This is a genomic window from Azospirillum oryzae (assembly GCF_008364795.1).
Classification (GTDB): domain Bacteria; phylum Pseudomonadota; class Alphaproteobacteria; order Azospirillales; family Azospirillaceae; genus Azospirillum; species Azospirillum oryzae.
Map to the genome: position 1 here is coordinate 1046234 of NZ_VTTM01000002.1, position 19270 is coordinate 1065503.

Sequence of the window (19270 nt, forward strand, 5' to 3'; positions counted from 1 at the left end):
TCACTCCGCCGGGTGATGCTGCTGGGCATCGGGGTCGGTGTGGGCGAACCAGCGCTTCATCCGGCGCGACAGCCCATCCAGATAGGTCAGCGCCACCGGCACCACCAGCAGAGTCAGGATGGTGGAGGACAAGAGGCCGCCGATCACCGCATGGGCCATCGGCGCCCGCTGCTGCGCGCCCTCGCCGATGCCGAGCGCCAGCGGGATCATGCCGAAGATCATCGCTGCGGTCGTCATCACGATGGGACGCAGGCGGATGATGCCGGCCTCCACCAGCGCGTCGTGCAGGCTGGCGCCGCGCTTGCGCGACTGGTTGGCGAAATCGACCAGCAGGATGGCGTTCTTGGTCACCAGACCCATCAGCATGATGAAGCCGATGGCGCTGAAGATGTTCAGCGTCGATCCCGCCACCAGCAGGCCCAGGAACACGCCGACCAGCGACAGCGGCAGCGAGGCCATGATGGCGAGCGGCTGCAGGAAGCTGCCGAACTGCGAGGCCAGGATCAGGTAGATCAGGATGACGGCGAGCGCCAGCGCCTGCGCCGCGTAGCCGCTGGTCTCCGCGATGTCCTTGGTCGAGCCGCCGAAGACGATGCGGTAGCCGGGCGGCAACTCGATCTTGGCGAGCGCCGCCTGCAATTCGCGCCCCGCATCGCCGGCGGCGCGGCCCTGGACGTTGGCCTGGACATTCACCTCGCGTTGCAGATCGCGGCGGTTGATCTGCGAGGCGCCGAGCGTCGTCGTCACCTCCGCCACCTGGGACAGCGGGATCATGCGTGGCGTGCCGTTGGCGTCCACGCCGCCCGACAGATAGATGCGGTCGAGGTCGGCGCGGCCGGCGCGGGCGGCCTCCGGCAGGCGGACCAGAACGTCGTAGCTCTCGCCGTCCGGCGCCTTCCAGCTCGACACCGTGTCGCCGGCGAACAGCGGGCGCAGCGTATCGGCCACCATGGTGGTGCTGATGCCGAGGTCGCTGGCAAGGTCGCGCTCCAGCCGCACGGCGAGCGTCGGCTTGGCCGCCTTCAGCGTGCTGTCGACATCGACGAAGCCGGGAATGGCGCGCATGGCGCCGACGACCTTCTGCGACAGCCGGTCCAACTCGGCGATGTCGCGGCCCTGCACCGATACCTGGATCTGCTTCTGCACGCCGCCGACGCCGGGAATGGCGATGCCCATGGTGACGCCGGGGATCGCCGACAGCCGTTGGCGCAAAAGCGGGGCGAGGTCGTTCGGCGAGCGCTTGCGTTGGTCGATGGGGACGTAGCGCAGATAGATGCTGCCGCGGTTGTGACCGATCGACACGCCGGTGTTGACGGTGCTGTAGGTATAGGCGATTTCCGGGAATTCGCGGATCTCGGCCTCGACCTGTTTGGTCTTGGCGGTGGTCGCGGCGAGCGAGGAGCCGACGGGGGTTTCCACCTCGACGATCTGTTCGCCCAGGTCGGCGGCGGGGACGAACTCCACGCCGATGCGCGGCACCAGCAGGAAGCTGCCGAAGAAGATCGCCAGCGCCGCGATCATCACCAGCCAGCGCCGGCGCAGGCCCCAGCGCAGCAGCCGGCCATAGCCGTGCGAGACGGCGGTGAAGCCGCGTTCGAATGCCGCCGCGAAACGGCCGAAGATGGAGCGGCCGTGCTTGCCGTGGGCCGCCGGATCGTACCAGACGCTGGACAGCATGGGGTCGAGCGTGAAGGACACGAACAGCGAGATCAGCACCGCCGCCGAGACGGTGATGCCGAATTGCAGGAAGAAGCGGCCGATGATGCCGCCCATGAAGGCGACCGGCAGGAACACCGCGACGATGGTCAGCGTGGTCGCCAGCACCGCCAGCCCGATCTCCGCCGTGCCGTCGAGCGCCGCCTGCCGGTGGCCCTGGCCGCGCGCGAGGTGGCGCATGATGTTCTCGCGCACGACGATGGCGTCATCGATCAGGATGCCGATGGCGAGCGACAGCGCCATCAGCGTCATCATGTTCAGCGTGAAGCCCATCGCCGCCAGCATGCCGAAGGTGCCGAGCACGGCGACCGGCAGGGTCAGGGCGGTGATGACCGTGCTACGCCACGACCCAAGGAAGACCATGACGATCAGGATGGTCAGGATGCCGCCCTCGACCAGCGTCTTCTGCACGTTGCTGAGCGAGTTGGTGATGCCGCGGGAGCTGTCGCGCACCACCGCCAGCGTCACGTCGGGCGGCAGGGAGCCGTTGGTCCGCAAATCCTCGATAGCCGCCTGCAGGCCGCGCGCGACCTCCACCGTGTTGGCGCCCTGGACCTTGACCACATCGACGGCCAGCGCCGGGTTGCCGTTCAGCAATGCTGCGGAGTCCTGCTCCTCCTGGCCGTCGATCACCTCGGCGACCTGACCCAGCCGCACCGGGCTGTTGCCGCGGCGGGCGACGATCAGGTCCAGCAGGTCGCGCGGATTGCGCACGCGCCCCTCCACCTGCACCACGCGCTCCCGCCCTTGGCCGGTGACGGTGCCGGCGGGGACGTCCTGATTCTCGCCGGTGACGGTGGCGATCACCTCGTCGACGCCGACGTTCAATGCCTCCAGCTTTTCCGGCTTCAGGCGGACCAGGATCTGGCGCTTCACCCCGCCGGCGATGGTGGCCTTGCCGACGCCGCGGACATTCTGCAGCCGTTTCAGGATGATCTGGTCGGTCAGCGTGGTGAGGTCGCGCAAGGACCGCAGGTCGGAGGTGACGGCGATGGAAAGGATCGGCTGGTCATCCGGGTTGAAGCGGGTGATCTGCGGGTCCTTCACCTCGTCCCGGAAGGTGGCGCGGATGGCCGAGACCTTTTCGCGCACGTCCTGCAACGCCTGGACCGAGGAGGTCTTCAGGTCGAACTCCGCGATCACCACCGACTGCCCCTCGTATGAGCGCGAGGTCAGCGTCTTGATGCCGGCAATGGTGTTGATCGCATCCTCGACCGGGCGGGTGATGTCGGTCTCCACCGTCTCCGGGCTGGCACCGGGATAGCTGGTGCTGACCACCACAACCGGGAAATCGACGTCGGGAAACAGGTCGACGCCCAGCCGGTTGTAGGAGAAGAGGCCGAGCACCATCAGTGCCACCATCATCATGGTGGCGAAGACGGGGTTGTCGACGCTGATGCGGGTGATCGGCATGGGGGCGGGTCCGGGTCAGGTGCCGGCGATCTTGACAGGGCGACCGGCGGTCAGGCCGGGCAGGTTGCCGGTGACGACGCGGTCGGCCGGCGCCAGCCCCTCCACCTGCACCAGATCCCCACGCGCCCACGACGCCAACCGCGTGACCGGCCGGCGCAGGGTGTGGCCGTCGGCGACGACCAGGACGAAGTCGCCCTGCTCGTCATGGCGGACGGCGACCGTCGGCACCGCGATGGCGCCCGATGCCTGCGCCACCAGGACCTCGCCGCTGGCGAACATGCCGCCGCGCAGCGCGCCGTCCCTGTTGTCGATCGTCACATAGACGGGAATGGCGCGCGATCCCGCCCGCGCCATCGGATTGATGCGGGCGACGCGGCCGGCGAACTCGCGCTCGCCGAAGCCTTCCACCCGCAGGGCCGCGGCCTGGCCGACGGCGAGCCGCGCCACCTGCTCCGCCGGGACGGTCGCCTCGACCTCCACCCGCGACAGGTCGACGATGGTGAACATGGCGGCGTTCACCGCCAGATTCTCCCCCGGATTGACGGAGCGTGTGGCGACCATGCCGTCGATGGGACTGACGACCACCGCGTCGCGCAGGGCCTTGCGCGCCAGTTCCACCTGGGCGGCCAGCGCATCGACCTGGGCGCGCTGGAAACCGAAGCTGCTTTCGGCCTGATCCAGGCTGGTGTCGGAAACGATGTTGCTGCGGTTCAGCGTGCGGTTCTTGGACAATGTCTTTTCGGCCAGCACCATCTGGGCGCGGGCGCCCTCCAGATTGGCCTGCTTCTCGTTCAGGCGGGCCGTCAGCTCGACCGTGTCGAAGCGGGCCAGCACCTCGCCGCGGCGGACCGCCTGCCCCTCGCGCACCAGCACCTCGGCCAGCCTCGCGGCCACTTCCGCCTTCACCGCCGACTGCTCCATGGGGGAGACGGAGCCGCTGAGGCGCACGGTTTCCGTCAGCGCGCGCGGCGCGACCGCCGTCACTTCCAACTCCGTCAGTTCCACCGGCCGTTCCGCTGCCGGTACGGGCGGAGCGGCGGGCGGTGCCGCGCTGCTGCGGGCACGCCACAGGGCAACGCCGCCGCTGGCGACGAGCAACACCAGAAGGACCAGCAACAGCCGGCCGAACCGCCGCCGCGGACGGGGCGGGGGCGGGGCATCGCCCTGCGGCAGAGGCCGCTGGGGCTGCAAAGGCTGGGGAGCCGGTGTGAAGGTCCGTTGCGGGGCGGTCATGATGGTCGATCCAGTTCGGCCCGCCCTTCGCGGTCGAGGCGGCGTCGGTTGAGGGTGCGGCCGTTGCCCTCCATTAGGGGTGGCGCGGATGTTCCGTCAAGGTTCTCATTGTCGCGCCTTATGACAGGATGGGAGCACGGGATGGTCCTATCCAGATGGGCAGCGAAGATTGGCATACCAGCATTTGCCAAAAATCCTAATTGTCGACTTCGTTACAAGGGATAAATCGGGCAACTTTGAGGCATCTTCGGGACAGGATTCGACAAACGGCCGTGATGTCGCTTGACAGGCGTGGCCTATACATTGAAAAGCGATCCATCTCTTGCCCCGCCCGCGCCAACAGCACGGAAATTCACTCGTGGTCATACGAAACCTCGCGACGATCAACGCCGCCGGTGCAATGCTGTGCCTCGCCCTTGGTCTGGCCGGCTGCGCCTCCGAAGCGCCGCAGGTGCAGACGGCCCCGCCGGTCGAAGCCGCCTATGTCCCGGACCCGAACGATCCGCTGTCGCGCTGGGTCCCGCTGATCCGCGAGGCTTCCCAGAAGTACGACATGCCGGAGAAATGGATCCGCGCGGTGATGATGCGGGAGAGCAATGGCCGTGCGACCACCAACAGCGGCAAGGTGCTGACCAGTTCGGCTGGTGCCATCGGGCTGATGCAGGTGATGCCCGGCACCTATGAGCTGATGCGGACGCAGTACGGTCTCGGTCCCGACCCGTCGAACCCACGCGACAACATCATGGCCGGCACCGCCTACCTGCGCGAGATGTACGACCTGTTCGGCGCTCCCGGTTTCCTGGCGGCGTACAATTGCGGCCCGGCCTGCTATGCCCAGCATCTGGCCGGCAAGCAGCGGCTGCCGCGCGAGACCAAGATGTATCTGGCTGCGCTGACCCCGGTGCTGCGCGGTTCCGCGCCGCGCGAGCCGTCGCAGGCCGCCGGCGCCTCGGCCATCGAGGTTGCGGTGGTGCCGGACGACGCGCCGAAGCCGCAAGGCGGCAAGCCGACCGCCCCGCCGCAGCAGTCCGAGCCGGCACCGGTCGTGGTGGCCTCCGCCGCCCCCGAATCCCGCCCCACCGAATCCCGTGCGGTCGAGCCGCGCCGTATGGAACCGCGCCCGGCCGAGCCGAAACTCGCCGAGCCGGCCCCGGCCCCGGCCGCCGTGGCGGTGGCATCGCTGCCTGCACCCGTGCCCCCCGCCGCCAAGCCGGTCCAAGTCGCCAGTCTCGACTCGGCGCCGCCGACCACGCATCGGGTCAGCCCGCAATTCACCACCCAGGTCGCGGAAGCGCTGCTTCCCCCGCAGTCAGTCGGCAAGGGAGAGCGCGTGGTGATGCGCTTTGTCTCCCAGCGGGCCGACGGCTGCGGCAGCCTCGCCGGTCGCGACCGCGCCTGCGTCGCGCTGGCCGACGCACGGTAAGAAGGGAGAGGCCAGCCGTTTTTCCACATTGCGGGAGAACTGGGCCGGCCTCCGTCCTCTCAGCGTGAGCTGAGCGATTTTTTTGCGCCCTTGCGGTCAGATTGATCCGCATCACTTACGGATCGCCTCGCCACTGGCATAACGGTGAGATGGACCGGTCCGAACACACATCCAGCCCATATCCCCCCTGCACCTGTTGCGGTAAAGAGGTGCTGCTTGGCGAGCCCATGTATTGGACGCCGGAGCGGCCGGGTCATGTCTGGCACGACCTGTGCGCACAGCGGGAGGGCCTGCTGCCGGCCAGCCCCAAGCCAGTCCGCGGCAAGCGGCGCAATCCCAGGACGCAGACGGTCGAGTCGCTGTTTTGACCTGCACCTGAACGGACAAAAGAAAAGGGGCGGTTTCCCGCCCCTTCGTCCTTTGCCGGCGGAAGCTTCCGCCTGCCTCACTCCCACTCGATGGTGCCGGGCGGCTTCGACGTGATGTCGTAGACCACGCGGTTGACGCCGCGGACCTCGTTGACGATGCGGTTCGACACGCGCGCCAGGAAGTCGTGGGGGAAGGGATACCAGTCGGCGGTCATGCCGTCGGTGGAGGTCACCGCGCGCAAAGCCAGCACATGGTCGTAGGTGCGGCCGTCGCCCATCACGCCGACGGTGCGGACCGGCAGCAGAACGGCAAAGGCCTGCCAGATCGCGTCGTAGAGGCCGGCGTTGCGGATTTCCTCCAGATAGATCGTGTCGGCCTTGCGCAGGATCTCCAGCTTCTCCGGCGTGATCTCGCCGGGGACGCGGATGGCGAGGCCCGGACCGGGGAAGGGGTGGCGGCCGATGAAGGCCGGCGGCAGGCCGAGTTCGCGGCCCAAAGCGCGCACCTCGTCCTTGAACAGCTCGCGCAGCGGCTCGACCAGCTTCAGCTTCATCCGCTCCGGCAGGCCGCCGACATTGTGGTGCGACTTGATGGTGACCGACGGGCCGCCGGTGAAGGACACGCTCTCGATGACGTCGGGATAGAGGGTGCCCTGGGCCAGGAACTCCGCACCGCCGACCTTGGCGCTTTCCTCGTCGAACACGTCAATGAACAGGCCGCCGATGATCTTGCGCTTCTGCTCCGGATCGGTGACGCCGGCCAGCTTGCCCAGGAACAGGTCCGACGCCTCGCGGTGGACCAGTGGAATGTTGTAGTGGTCGCGGAACAGCCGCACGACCTCCTCCGACTCGCCGGCGCGCATCAGGCCGGTGTCGACGAAGATGCAGGTCAGCTGGTCGCCGATGGCCTCGTGGATCAGCACGGCCGCGACCGACGAATCGACGCCGCCCGACAGGCCGCAGATCACCTTGCCCTTGCCGACCTGGGCGCGGATCTTCTCGATGGCCTGCTGCTTGAAGGCGGCCATGGTCCAGTCGCCCTTGATGCCGGCGACGCGGTGGACGAAGTTCGCCAGCAGCTGGGCGCCGTGCGGGGTGTGGACCACCTCCGGGTGGAACTGCACGCCGTACATGCGGCGCTGGTCGTTGGCGATGGCGGCGAAGGGCGCCCCGTCGCTGACCGCCACGGCGCGGAAGCCGTCGGGCAGGGCGGTGACGCGGTCGCCGTGGCTCATCCACACCTGTTCCTTCGACCCGACCTCCCACAGCCCGTCGAACAGGGCGCAGGGCTCCTTGATCTCGATGAAGGCGCGGCCGAATTCGCGGTGGTCGGAGCCGGAGACGTTGCCGCCCAGCTGCTGGCACATCGTCTGCTGGCCATAGCAGATGCCGAGCACCGGGACCTTCAGGTCGAACACCGCCTGCGGCGCACGCGGGCCGTTCGCCTCGGTGACGGAGGCCGGGCTGCCCGACAGGATGATCGCCTTCGGGTCATACTCGCGGATACGCTCGTCGCTCATGCCGAAGGGATGGATCTCGCAATAGACCCCGCTCTCGCGCACACGGCGGGCGATGAGCTGGGTGACCTGCGACCCGAAATCGAGAATGAGGACGCGTTCGGCGGAAAGGGAAGCGGCGCTGGACATCGACGAATCCTGATGCGGGGGACTCAAGGCCCCTCACTACCGCACCTCCGGCCCCGCCGACAAGCGTGCAAGCGGCGTCAGGTCGCGCCAGCCATAGGCGATCTCCACCAGATCGGTGCTGGCGAAGCGGATCGGCCGTTCCGCCACCTTGATGCCGCCCAACCGTTCGTAGAACCAGCGCGACGGGTTGTCGCGCAGGCACCACACCGCGGCCGAACGGACACCGGCCGCCAGAAAACGGTCGGCCATTGCCGCCATCAGCCGCCGTCCGATGCCGTAACCCTTTGCATCATCAAGCAGATAGAGCGCGTGGAACTCCCCCGAATGTCCCTGCACCGCGACCCGCCGCGTGCCGAAGGAGGCGATGCCGACGATGGTGCCGGGGGCGGCGATCCCGCCGGCGACATCGACGGCGACGAAGGCGCCCTGGCCGGGGCCGCGCGTCTCGGCGATGGCTGCCCAGCGCTGGGCGGCGGCCGGCTCGGACAAATTGACCAGGAACTGCGCTGGGATCAGGCCGGGATAGGTCGACTGCCAGCTCTGCACATGGACGCGGGCCATGCCGTCGGCGTCCGACGCGCGCGCCCGGCGGATTGCGACCGTGGTGTCCGTCATCGACCGACCCTCCCGTGCAGCCTCTATACCAACAGTTTGGGGTGCGGATGCAGGAAGTCCAGCCGGAAAAGGAGGCAGGAATTCGTCACCAACGATAGGGCCGCGCGATTGGCGGGAGGGAGGCCTGCCCCCGGCCCGGTTGTCATCGCGCCGCAACAGGGGTAAACAGCCGGGACTGTTCCGGCGGGGGCCCGCACCGATCCAATCGGGCGGGACCGCGCCAGTCCGCCTCAAGCGCCATGGCGGCGCGTCGGGCGGGGCTCCGGAGACCGGACACCGCATGTATTCCTCGCCTACGCTTTCCCGTTACATCGGGCGGCAGTTCATCGTCTGGTTCTGCCTGCTGATGGTGATCCTGCTCGCCATCGTGCTGCTGCTGGACACGGTGGAGCTGCTGCGCCGCGCCGGCACCAAACCACATGTGACCTTCGGGCTGGTGGTGGAAATGGCGCTGCTGAAGCTGCCGGAGATCGGGCAGCAGATCTTCCCCTTCGTCATCCTGTTCGCGGGCATGTTCACCTTCTGGCGGCTGACGCGCAGTGCCGAGCTGGTGGTCGCCCGTGCCGTCGGCGTGTCGGCCTGGCAGTTCCTGATGCCGGTGATGTTCGCCGCCGCCGCCATCGGCGTGGTGAAGGTCACGCTGATCAATCCGGTCGGCGCCGTGTTCATCGCCAAGTACGAGCAGTTGCAGGACCGCTATCTGAAACTGCAGTCGAGCACGCTGAACATCTCGCGCTCCGGCCTGTGGCTGCGCCAGACCAACGAAAAGGAACAGTTCTTCATCCATGCGGAGCTGGTGAACCCGGTGACCTTCGAGCTGTCGAACGTCATCGTCTTCCTGTTCGACGCCGACCAGAACTATCTTGGCCGCGTCGACGCGCCCAGCGCCGAGCTGAAGGACCGCAAGTGGGAACTGCAGGACGCCGTTCTGAACCGAGCCAAGAAGGATCCGGAGAAGCTCGACAGCTACACGATCCCGACCGAGCTGGACATGGCCACCATCGAGGAGAGCTTCGCCCCGCCGGAGACGATCTCCTTCTGGGAGCTGCCGCGCTTCATCCACACGCTGGAGACCACCGGCTTCCCCGCGGTGCGGCACCGGCTGCATTACCAGTCGCTGCTGGCCCAGCCCTTCCTGTTCCTGGCGATGGTGCTGTTCGCCGCCGCATTCTCGCTGCGGCTGCCGCGGCGCGGCGGGACGATGGCGATGGTCACCGGCGGCGTGCTGACCGGATTCGTCCTGTTCGTGATGACCGACGTGGTCCGCACCTTCGGCATGTCGGAGACGATCCCTATCGTGATGGCGGCCTGGAGTCCCGCCGGCATCAGCCTGCTGCTGGGAACCGCGGCCCTTCTTCATCTTGAGGACGGTTGACGCAAGCCGGCCGGATGGGGGTGGGGCCATTCGCCGCAAAGCGGCCGGTTAGCCCCTTCGGTCATAATTCCGCCCAGTTGGGTTTGCACTGGTTTGCCGGGACCGATTCCGTTTGCATGGGGCACCGGCCCCACCGTAATAACGGGCGACCCGTTTTTGGAGCTTGAGCAGCATGTCGAGTTTGCGAGCCGTCCGGACCACCGTCGCCGTGGCGACCGCCTGCGCGCTTCTGGCCCTGCCCGCCGCGGCGCAGTCCGTCAAGGCGGCCGCCGGTGCGGCGGCGCCCCGACCGACCGACCAGGGCACGCAGGTGGCGCGGGCGCCGGGGTCCGAAGGCATCGCCGCCGTGGTGAATGACGAGGTCGTCTCGGTTTCGGATGTCAACGCCCGCATCCGCATGGCTCTGCTGAATTCCGGTACCGCCGGCAATCCGGAGACGATCAAGCGCCTGACCCCGCAGGTGATGCGCCTGCTGATCGACGAGCGCCTGCAGATGCAGGAGGCCAAGCGCCTCGGCATCACGGTGTCCGCCTCCGAGATCGAGGACGCAATCAAGCGCATCGCCGAGCAGAACCGGATGAACGGCCAGCAGCTTCAGGAAACCCTGAAGCGGCAGAATGTCCCGGTCTCCACCCTGAAGGATCAGATTCGCGCGCTGCTTGGCTGGCAGAAGGTGATGCAGCGCCGCATCCGTCAGGAGGTCGTCGTCGGCGAGGACGAGATCGACGCGGCGATGGAGCGGCTGAAGGCCAACATCGGCAAGCCGGAATATCTGGTCGCCGAGATCTTCCTGGCGGTGGACAGCCCCGACCAGGACGACGAGGTGCGCCGCAATGCCGAACGTCTGGTCGAAGAGGTGAAGCGCGGCGGCAACTTCGCCGCCCTGGCCCGTCAGTTCTCGCAGTCGGCCGGCGCCGCGTCGGGCGGCGATCTCGGCTGGGTGCGCAGCGGCGAACTGTCGCCGGAGGTGGACAAGGCGCTGGCCGGGATGCGCGGCGGGCAGCTGTCGGCGCCGGTCCGCACCGCCACCGGCTACCATATCCTGCTGGTGCGCGGCCAGCGGCCCTTCGGCAGCAGCGGCGGCGAGATGCCGATGCCGGTCGCCCAGCCGCCGGCGCCCCGTCCGCAGGCTCGGCCCGACGTGGCCAAGGCCACGGTCAACATGAAGCAGATCATCATTCCGATCGAGTCCAAGGAGCAGGCCAAGGCCGTCAAGGAGCAGGCGGAAAAGTTGCGGAAGTCGATCAAGAGCTGCTCCGACTTCCAGGCCCGCGCCAAGGAAACCGGCATGCCGGAATCCGGTGACATGGGCACCATGCGCGTGAAGGACATGGCGCCGGGCCTGCAGAACCTCGCGCTGGGCATCCCGCTGGGGCAGGCCAGCCCGGTGCTGATGAGCCCGGCCGCCGCGGTGATCCTGATCGTCTGCAAGCGCGACGTACCGATGATCCAGCCGCCGCCGCAAGCCCAGCCGGCGCCGCCGCCGCCGCCGGCCCCGACTCCGATCCAGGAGGCCAAGCTGCCCGGCCGCGACGAGATCGAGCGCGAACTGATCTCCGAGCGGGCGGATCTGCTGTCGCGCCGCTATCTCCGCGACCTGCGCCGCACCGCCTTCATCGAGACGCGCCTGTGACCGCTGCCCCGCCGGACAACCTGCCGCTGGCCCTCACCATGGGGGAGCCGGCCGGCATCGGCGGGGACATCACGCTGAAGGCCTGGGTGGTCCGGCATGACGCCGGCTTGCCGCCCTTTGTCGTCCTCGACGATCCTGCGCGGCTGGCGGCGCTCGCCGCGACGCTCGGGCTGGCGGTTCCGGTCCAGGCGGTGTCGTCCCCGGACGAGGCTGTGGCGCTGTTCGACCGGGCGCTGCCGGTTCTGCCGGTGGGACTCGGCACGGCTGTCGTCGCCGGAAAACCTGACCCCGCCAACGGTGCGGCGGTGATCGCCAGCATCGACCGGGCGGTCGCGCTGGTGCAGGGGGGGCAAGCGGCTGCCGTGGTCACCAACCCGATCCAGAAGTCCTCGCTCTACGCCGCCGGCTTCCGCCATCCCGGCCACACCGAATATCTGGCGCATTTGGCCGGATTGGCCGACGAGCCGATCATGATGCTGGCGGCGGCCGATCTGCGGGTGGTGCCGGTCACCATCCATGTCTCGGTGCGCGACGCGGTGGCCCTGCTGACCACAGAGGCCATCGTCCATGCCGGCCGCGTCACCGCGGCGTCACTGGCGCGTGACTTCGGCATCGAGCGGCCGAGGCTGGCCGTCGCCGGGCTCAATCCCCATGCGGGGGAGGGTGGGGCGATGGGGCGCGAAGAGATCGACATCATCGAGCCGGCCATCGCCATCCTGCGCGCCGACGGTATCGACGTCTCCGGCCCGCGCCCGCCCGACACGATGTTCCATGCCGCCGCCCGCCGCGGATATGACGCCGCCCTGTGCATGTACCACGATCAGGCGCTGATCCCGGTGAAGACGGTGGATTTCGACGGCGGCGTGAACATCACGCTGGGCCTGCCCTTCGTCCGCACCTCGCCCGACCACGGGACCGCGCTGGACATTGCGGGCACGGGCGCCGCCAATGCGACCAGCCTGATCGCAGCGCTGAAAACTGCCGACCGGATGGCGCGGAATCGGCGGCGGGTGAGCGCTCCTTAAATCCGGCAAATCACCGCCGCAAATGAAAAAGGAGCGCTTGTGCGCTCCTTTTTTTTGCCGGTCCTCCGGTGCGATCAGCCCCGATCGTCGGGATCGTACATCGTCGGTCCACCCTGTTGGTCATGGTGGGACGGCCCCTGCTCCCGGTGATGGTGAGTGCGGGCGATGAAGGGCGCCAGTTCCTGGAGTTCGATGAAGTTGTCGGCCTGACGGCGCAGTTCGTCGGCGACCATCGGCGGCTGCGAGCGGACCGTGCTGACGACGCTGAAGCGCACGCCCTTGCGTTGTACCGCCTCAACCAGCCGGCGGAAGTCGCCGTCGCCGGAGAAGAGCAGGATGTGATCGACATGGTCGGCCATCTCCATCACGTCGATGGCCAACTCGATGTCCATGTTGCCCTTGATCTTGCGCCGCCCCGACGCGTCGGTGAATTCCTTGGTCGGCTTGGTGACCATGGTGTAGCCGTTGTAGTCGAGCCAGTCGACCAGCGGCCGAATCGGGGAGTATTCCTGATCCTCGACCAGCGCAGTGTAGTAGAAGGCACGGACCAGCCGGCCTTCTCCGGCGAACCCGTCACGCAACCTTTTGTAATCAATGTCGAAGCCCAACGAACGCGCCGCGGCGTAGAGGTTGGCGCCATCTATGAACAGAGCGAGACGCTCTTCCTTGTAAAACAACTTGCTGACATCACGCGGCAAAGTCGAATTGCGGTCCAATGCCAGGATCCTTTCATTGCTGTTTGTGAAAAAATGGATGGATTACGCGGAAAGACCCGCGTTCCAATTTTGAAATCTAGTGTATTGGGCGCAAACATACAAGGGGGCAGCGGCCGCCGACTGTGCAGGAACACCGCGATGATGTATAAGGACACTTCCGGGACGTTACCCTGACGCAATGCAGCAACGCTGTCGTTCGCGCTTGCACCTATCGGGCCACATCCATATAGTCTAGAGCCTCCTTTGACTCCGGAGTTCGTCTGGCATGGCCCGCGTTACCGTTGAAGATTGCGTCCTGAAGGTTCCGAACCGTTTCGAGCTGGTCATGATGGCCGCCCAGCGCGCCCGCGAGGTCGCGAGCGGCGCTCCGCTGTCGATCGACCGCGACAACGACAAGAACCCGGTCGTGGCGCTCCGCGAGATCGCGGACGAGACGGTGTCGCTGGACTATCTGAAGAACGCCCTGATCAAGGGGCATCAGAAGCATGTCGAGCCGGACGAGCCGGAGGAAGAAATCGTCGAGCTGATGGCCGGCGAGAACGACTGGGCTGCCCGCGGCAACACCTCGCTGGGCGACGAAGACGGCATGAGCGAGAGCGACGGCGAGGAACTGGGCGAAGAGGACGACATCGCCGCGGACATGGATGCCGAGCCGGGCGCTGGTTTCGCCATGACCGAGGATCCCGACGGAGACCTCTGATTCTGGACAACGACCGCAGAACACGGAGGGGGCTCGACGCCCCCTCGTCGAAGAATGGGGTGGGGAGCATCCGACTCCCTTTCGGTTCGTTCAGGACCACCACGCACACAATTGAGGCGCCGCGCGCGCCGGGTCGGGCCGCATGATCCGGCAATACGAGCTTGTCGAGCGCGTCAAGGCGTATGATCCCTCGGCCGACGAGGATCTGCTCAACCGCGCCTATGTCTATTCGATGAAGGCGCACGGGTCGCAGACGCGCGCGTCGGGCGATCCCTACTTCCTCCATCCGCTGGAGGTCGCCGGTATCCTGACCCAGATGAAGCTGGACGCCGGCACCATCGCCACGGCACTGCTTCACGATACGGTCGAGGACACCGTCGCCACGCTCGAGGACATCGAGCGGGTGTTCGGCAAGGAAATCGCCCGGCTGGTCGACGGCGTCACCAAGCTGTCACGGCTGGAACTGAACAGCGAGCAGGCCAAGCAGGCGGAGAATTTCCGCAAGCTGGTGCTGGCCATGTCGGAGGACATCCGTGTCCTGCTGGTGAAGCTGGCCGACCGGCTTCACAACATGCGCACGCTGTTCCACCTGAAAAAGCCGGAAAAGCGCCGCCGCATCGCCCGCGAAACCATCGAAATCTACTCGCCCTTGGCCGAACGCATCGGCATGCACAAGATCAAGGACGAGCTGGACGATCTCGCCTTCGCCGAACTGAACCCCGACGCGCGCGACAGCATCCTGGCCCAGCTGGCCCGCCTGCGCAGCGAGGGCGAGAACCGCGTCCAGACCATCATCACCGAGCTGCGCGAACTGCTGGCGGCCGAAGGGCTGCCCGACGTATCGGTGACCGGCCGCGAGAAGTCTGCATATTCGATCTGGCGGAAGCTGCAGCGCAAGAATGTCACTTTCGAACAGCTGTCCGACATCATGGCCTTCCGCATCACGGTCGGCACCGTCGGGGAATGCTATCAGGCTCTGGGCATCGTGCACGCCCATTATCCGGTCGTGCCGGGGCGCTTCAAGGACTACATCTCCACGCCCAAGCCCAACGGCTACCGCAGCCTGCACACCGGCGTGATCGGTCCCGGCCGCAACCGGATCGAGGTGCAGATCCGCACCCAGGACATGCATGAGATCGCCGAGCTGGGCGTCGCCGCCCACTGGGCCTACAAGCAGGATCACCAGCCGCGCCCGACCGGCGGCGAATACCGCTGGCTGCGCGAGCTGCTGGACATTCTGGAGCATGCCCAGAAGCCGGAAGAATTCCTGGAACACACCAAGCTGGAGCTGTTCCAGGATCAGGTCTTCTGCTTCACCCCGAAGGGCGACCTGATCGCGCTGCCGCGCGGCGCTACGCCGGTCGACTTCGCCTATGCCGTCCACTCGCAGGTCGGCGACCATTGCGTCGGCGCCAAGATCAACGGCCGCATGCTGCCGCTGCGCACCCAGTTGCAGAACGGCGATCAGGTCGACATCGTCACCTCCAAAGCGCAGACGCCGGTCCCGGGCTGGGAACGCTTCGTCGTCACCGGCAAGGCGCGCGCCCGCATCCGCAAGTTCCTGCGCACCCAGCAGCGCGCCCAGTACATGGAACTGGGCCGCGGCATGCTGATGCGGCAGTTCAAGTCGGAAGGCTACGAGTTCACCGAAAAGGCTCTGGAAAACGCGGCCAAGATCTTCCAGCAGCCGACGGTCGACGATCTGATGGCCGGCGTCGGCTCCGGCCTGCATTCGGTGCGCGAGGTCTTCCACGCCGTCTTCCCCGGCCACAAGGCGCAGGCCGCCCCCGCCCTCCGCGAGACGGAGGAGAGCGCGCCGAAGCCGAAGGCGAAGAACCGCAAGGAATCGGCACTGCCGATCCGCGGCCTGATCCCGGGCATGGCCGTGCATTATGCCCGCTGCTGCCACCCGCTGCCCGGCGACCGCATCGTCGGCATCGTCACCACCGGCAAGGGCGTGACGATCCACACCATCGACTGCGAGACACTGGAAAGCTTCCACGAATCGCCGGAACGCTGGATCGACGTGTCGTGGGAGACCGGCCCGGATTCGCCGGAGGAGCATGTCGGCCGCATCAGCGTCGTCATCGCCAATGAACAAGGCTCGCTCGGCACGCTGTTCACGGTGATCGGCAAGAACCAGGGCAACGTCATCCATCAGAAGATCACGAACCGCAGCACCGACTATTTCGAGCTGCTGATCGACATCGACGTGAAGGATGCCAAGCACCTGACCAACATCATGGCCGCCCTGCGCGCCACCCCGGCCATCCATTCGGTGGAGCGGGCGCGGGGGCGCTGAGATCTCCATCATTCGACGGTAAATTCCCTGTCATCCGCGGGTAAATCGGTCGGTTCGGCGTGACGGAACGCCGGAGCACCGCTATATAGACGGAATCGCCCCCGCCCGTTCCGGCGGGCGGCGACGCTTTGGAGTCCGTGCATGTCCCGTTTCCTGCGCCTCGGCGTGAACATCGACCATGTGGCGACCGTCCGCAACGCACGCGGCGGGGCGCATCCCGACCCCGTGCGCGCGGCGAGGCTGGCCATCGAGGCCGGTGCCGACGGGATCACCGCGCATCTGCGCGAGGACCGGCGCCACATCGTCGATCGCGACATCGAGCGGCTGATGGCCGCAATCGACCGTCCGCTGAACTTCGAAATGGCCGCCACCGACGAGATGCTGTCCATCGCGTTGCGCCACAAGCCGCACGCCGCCTGCCTCGTGCCGGAAAAGCGCACCGAAGTGACGACCGAGGGCGGATTGGACGTGATCGGCCAGTACGACCAGTTGGTGCAACGGGTCGGGGACCTCGGCGCCGCCGGCATCCGCGTCTCGCTGTTCATCGATCCGGAACCGGCGCAGCTCGACGCCGCCAAGCGGCTTGGCGCCCCGGTGGTGGAACTGCACACCGGCGCCTATTGCGATGCCCATGACCCGGCAGCGCGCGAGGCGGAGCTGGCGCGCATCGTCCGCGCCGCCGCCCATGCCGAGGCGATCGGTCTGGAATGCCATGCCGGCCACGGCTTGAGCTACGACACCGTCGGCCCGGTGGCGGCGATCCAGACCATCGTCGAACTGAACATCGGCCATTTCCTGATCGGGGAGGCCATCTTCGTCGGGCTGACCAACTCAATCGCCCGCATGCGCAAGGCCATGGACACGGCGCGGAACGCGACGGCGCCGGCCTCATGATGATGTCCGGCACAATCCTCGGCATCGGCAACGACCTGATCGATATCCGGCGGGTCGAGAAGTCGCTGGAGCGTTTCGGCAAGCGCTTCATCGACCGCATCTTCACCGATATCGAGCAGGCCAAGTCCGAACGCCGCGCCGGCTCCGCCGCGAAGAACAACGCCCGCGCCTCGACCTATGCCAAGCGCTTCGCCGCCAAGGAGGCGTGCTCCAAGGCGCTCGGCACCGGGTTCCGCGACGGGGTGTTCTGGCGCGACATGGGGGTGGTCAACCTGCCGTCCGGCCAGCCGACCATGCGCCTGACCGGCGGGGCACTGGCGCGGCTGGAGGCGATCACGCCGCCGGGCATGCGCGCCCGCATCCATGTGACGCTGACCGACGAATACCCGATGGCCGAGGCCTTCGTCGTCATCAGCGCCGAACCGATCGAGTCCACTCCCACCGAATCCGCCCCCAGCGTGTCCGCAATGCCCACCAAGACGGCGAACCCAGAATGACCTTTCAGAAAGAAACGGCGACCAGCGCCAAAACCAAGGAATCCGGGTTCGCCGAAACCGTCAAGACGGTGATCTTCGCCGTGCTGATCGCCTTCGGTGTTCGGACGTTCGCTTTCGAGCCGTTCAACATCCCGTCCGGGTCGATGATCCCGACCCTGCTGATCGGCGACTATCTGTTCGTGTCGAAATACAGCTATGGCTACAGCAAATACACGGTCGGCTTCGGCCTGCCGGTGTTCGAGGGCCGCATCTTCGGCTCCATGCCCGAACGTGGCGACGTGGCGGTGTTCAAGCTGCCGCGCGACAACAAGACCGACTACATCAAGCGGGTGATCGGGCTGCCGGGCGATACCATCCAGATGATCGGCGGCATTCTGCACATCAACGGCCAGCCGGTGAAGCGCGAGCGGATCGAGGACTATGTCACCACCGATCCGCTGGGCCGCAGCATTCGCACCGCGCAGTTCATCGAGACGCTGCCGAACGGCCGCACCCACCGCATCATCGAGGAGTCGGACAACGGTCCGCTCGACAACACCCCGGTGTTCAAGGTGCCGGCCGGCCATCTGTTCATGATGGGCGACAACCGCGACAATTCGCTGGACAGCCGCGTGCCGTCGCAGGTTGGCTTCGTTCCCATCGAAAACATGGTCGGCCGCGCCGAATTCCTGTTCTTCTCGCTCGACGAGGGCACGCGCTTCTACGAGATCTGGCGCTGGCCGGTCGATCTGCGCTTCAGCCGCCTGTTCAACGGAGTCCGGTAAGTGTCCATCGTCACCAAGGCGCCTGCCGACGCGGGCGCCGGCTCCGAACCCGAGGCCGATGGTGCCGTCCAATCAGCGGATGTCGCCGGCCTCGCGCATGCTCTGGGCTACGAGTTCTCCAATCCGTCGCTCCTGCGCGACGCCGTCACCCACCCGAGCCTGATGGGGCTGGAACGGGCAGGCCGCAAGTCGCACAAGGGGCCGGGCATCGCCTATGAGCGGCTGGAGTTCCTGGGCGACCGCGTCGTCGGGCTGGTGGTCGCGCAATGGCTGCTGGAGCGCTACCCGAACGAGCGCGAAGGGGCTCTGGCCAAGCGGCATGCCGCGCTGGTTCGCCGGGAATCGCTGGGCCGCGTCGCCGACGCCATCGGGCTGGGGGCCTACCTGCGCCTGTCGCCGGCGGAAGCGCAAAGCGGCGGACGCGAGAACCGCACCATCCTGGGCGATGCCTGCGAGGCGGTGCTGGGCGCCATGTATCTCGACGGCGGGCTGGAGCCGGTGACACGCTTCGTCCGCGAGGCGCTCGCCAGCGAGATCGACAAGGCGACGCCGCCGCCGCTGGACAGCAAGACGACGCTGCAGGAATGGGCGCAGGGGCGCGGTAAGCCGCTGCCCCGCTATGAACTGATCGAACGCAGCGGCCCGGCGCACGAGCCGCTGTTCGTGGTTGCGGTGCATGTCGCGGGGATGGAACCGGTCAGCGGATCCGGCTCGTCGAAGCGCGTCGCAGAAAAGAAGGCGGCCAGCGCATTGCTGCGCCAGGTGGGAGTACAGGTCGATGACTGACGGTCGCGACGACATCGACAAGATGCAGAACAAGACGCCCGGTTCCGAAGCTGCGGAGCCGACCCCTGAGTCCATTGTGCCGGAGTCGGTGACGGACGACGAAGCGCTCGACCATGAGGATGGCGGCGACATCGGGGCCAAGGACGCCGACGAGGGCGCTGAAG

Annotated in this window: 15 protein-coding genes; 10 read left to right on the forward strand and 5 right to left on the reverse strand. The window is 67.2% G+C overall.

The window, feature by feature from the left end; all coding sequences use genetic code 11:
* Positions 1–3129, reverse strand: a complete 3129-nt coding sequence (locus FZ938_RS10960) for an efflux RND transporter permease subunit (RefSeq protein ID WP_149198499.1) — start codon at positions 3127–3129, stop codon at positions 1–3.
* A gap of 15 nt (positions 3130–3144) precedes the next feature.
* Positions 3145–4362, reverse strand: coding sequence for an efflux RND transporter periplasmic adaptor subunit (locus FZ938_RS10965; RefSeq protein ID WP_149198500.1), 1218 nt, complete (start codon positions 4360–4362; stop codon positions 3145–3147).
* Positions 4363–4720: 358 nt separating this feature from the next.
* On the opposite strand from FZ938_RS10965, the gene FZ938_RS10970 reads away from it, so the two are divergent.
* Entirely contained in the window at positions 4721–5785 is a 1065-nt protein-coding gene (locus FZ938_RS10970) for a lytic transglycosylase domain-containing protein (protein WP_246457398.1), read from the forward strand.
* 445 nt (positions 5786–6230) lie between these two features.
* On the opposite strand, the gene guaA is transcribed toward FZ938_RS10970, so the two are convergent.
* Together guaA and FZ938_RS10980 are read right to left on the reverse strand one after the other, a co-directional pair.
* Positions 6231–7799 (reverse strand): glutamine-hydrolyzing GMP synthase, encoded by a 1569-nt coding sequence (gene guaA, locus FZ938_RS10975; protein WP_085089616.1) that lies wholly within the window; start codon positions 7797–7799, stop codon positions 6231–6233.
* A gap of 36 nt (positions 7800–7835) precedes the next feature.
* On the reverse strand, positions 7836–8414 hold the full coding sequence (locus FZ938_RS10980) for a GNAT family N-acetyltransferase (RefSeq protein WP_149198501.1): 579 nt from the start codon (positions 8412–8414) through the stop codon (positions 7836–7838).
* A gap of 280 nt (positions 8415–8694) precedes the next feature.
* Between FZ938_RS10980 and lptG the strand changes: the two genes are divergently transcribed.
* The 3 genes from lptG (at position 8695) to pdxA (ending at position 12447) form a co-directional block, all read left to right on the forward strand.
* Positions 8695–9789: an LPS export ABC transporter permease LptG gene (gene lptG, locus FZ938_RS10985; RefSeq protein WP_149198502.1), complete on the forward strand. Its 1095-nt coding sequence runs from the start codon at positions 8695–8697 to the stop codon at positions 9787–9789.
* A 172-nt stretch (positions 9790–9961) separates the two neighbouring features.
* Positions 9962–11422 (forward strand): peptidylprolyl isomerase, encoded by a 1461-nt coding sequence (locus tag FZ938_RS10990; RefSeq protein WP_149198503.1) that lies wholly within the window; start codon positions 9962–9964, stop codon positions 11420–11422.
* Positions 11419–12447 (forward strand): 4-hydroxythreonine-4-phosphate dehydrogenase PdxA, encoded by a 1029-nt coding sequence (gene pdxA / locus FZ938_RS10995; RefSeq protein ID WP_149198504.1) that lies wholly within the window; start codon positions 11419–11421, stop codon positions 12445–12447. Before FZ938_RS10990 ends, pdxA begins: the two co-directional genes overlap by 4 nt.
* Positions 12448–12521: 74 nt before the next feature.
* Here pdxA and FZ938_RS11000 read toward each other — a convergent pair whose 3' ends face one another.
* Positions 12522–13163, reverse strand: a complete 642-nt coding sequence (locus FZ938_RS11000; RefSeq protein ID WP_246799002.1) for a LabA-like NYN domain-containing protein — start codon at positions 13161–13163, stop codon at positions 12522–12524.
* Between the two features lie 265 nt (positions 13164–13428).
* Between FZ938_RS11000 and rpoZ the strand changes: the two genes are divergently transcribed.
* The 6 genes from rpoZ (at position 13429) to rnc (ending at position 19106) form a co-directional block, all read left to right on the forward strand.
* Positions 13429–13863 (forward strand): DNA-directed RNA polymerase subunit omega, encoded by a 435-nt coding sequence (gene rpoZ, locus FZ938_RS11005; protein ID WP_085089611.1) that lies wholly within the window; start codon positions 13429–13431, stop codon positions 13861–13863.
* Between the two features lie 142 nt (positions 13864–14005).
* Positions 14006–16165 (forward strand): RelA/SpoT family protein, encoded by a 2160-nt coding sequence (locus tag FZ938_RS11010; protein WP_149198506.1) that lies wholly within the window; start codon positions 14006–14008, stop codon positions 16163–16165.
* A 141-nt stretch (positions 16166–16306) separates the two neighbouring features.
* Positions 16307–17059 carry a pyridoxine 5'-phosphate synthase gene (locus tag FZ938_RS11015; protein ID WP_149198507.1) on the forward strand — a complete coding sequence of 251 codons (753 nt, stop codon included), beginning with the start codon at positions 16307–16309 and terminating at the stop codon, positions 17057–17059.
* Positions 17056–17556 carry a holo-ACP synthase gene (acpS, locus tag FZ938_RS11020; protein WP_246457399.1) on the forward strand — a complete coding sequence of 167 codons (501 nt, stop codon included), beginning with the start codon at positions 17056–17058 and terminating at the stop codon, positions 17554–17556. Before FZ938_RS11015 ends, acpS begins: the two co-directional genes overlap by 4 nt.
* A complete protein-coding gene (lepB, locus tag FZ938_RS11025; RefSeq protein ID WP_149198508.1) occupies positions 17553–18320 on the forward strand; it encodes a signal peptidase I in 768 nt (255 codons plus the stop codon). Before acpS ends, lepB begins: the two co-directional genes overlap by 4 nt.
* Entirely contained in the window at positions 18321–19106 is a 786-nt protein-coding gene (gene rnc, locus FZ938_RS11030; RefSeq protein ID WP_149198509.1) for a ribonuclease III, read from the forward strand.
* Positions 19107–19270 lie beyond the last annotated feature (164 nt).

Bases quoted from the DNA above. Each gene is read 5' to 3' on its own strand.
- FZ938_RS11010 (WP_149198506.1), top strand. From the start codon at position 14,006: ATGATCCGGCAATACGAGCTTGTCGAGCGCGTCAAGGCGTATGATCCC.
- lepB (WP_149198508.1), top strand. From the start codon at position 17,553: ATGACCTTTCAGAAAGAAACGGCGACCAGCGCCAAAACCAAGGAATCC.
- guaA (WP_085089616.1), bottom strand. From the start codon at position 7,799: ATGTCCAGCGCCGCTTCCCTTTCCGCCGAACGCGTCCTCATTCTCGAT.
- FZ938_RS10960 (WP_149198499.1), bottom strand. From the start codon at position 3,129: ATGCCGATCACCCGCATCAGCGTCGACAACCCCGTCTTCGCCACCATG.
- FZ938_RS10990 (WP_149198503.1), top strand. From the start codon at position 9,962: ATGTCGAGTTTGCGAGCCGTCCGGACCACCGTCGCCGTGGCGACCGCC.
- lptG (WP_149198502.1), top strand. From the start codon at position 8,695: ATGTATTCCTCGCCTACGCTTTCCCGTTACATCGGGCGGCAGTTCATC.
- FZ938_RS10980 (WP_149198501.1), bottom strand. From the start codon at position 8,414: ATGACGGACACCACGGTCGCAATCCGCCGGGCGCGCGCGTCGGACGCC.
- FZ938_RS11015 (WP_149198507.1), top strand. From the start codon at position 16,307: ATGTCCCGTTTCCTGCGCCTCGGCGTGAACATCGACCATGTGGCGACC.
- acpS (WP_246457399.1), top strand. From the start codon at position 17,056: ATGATGATGTCCGGCACAATCCTCGGCATCGGCAACGACCTGATCGAT.
- FZ938_RS10965 (WP_149198500.1), bottom strand. From the start codon at position 4,362: ATGACCGCCCCGCAACGGACCTTCACACCGGCTCCCCAGCCTTTGCAG.
- rpoZ (WP_085089611.1), top strand. From the start codon at position 13,429: ATGGCCCGCGTTACCGTTGAAGATTGCGTCCTGAAGGTTCCGAACCGT.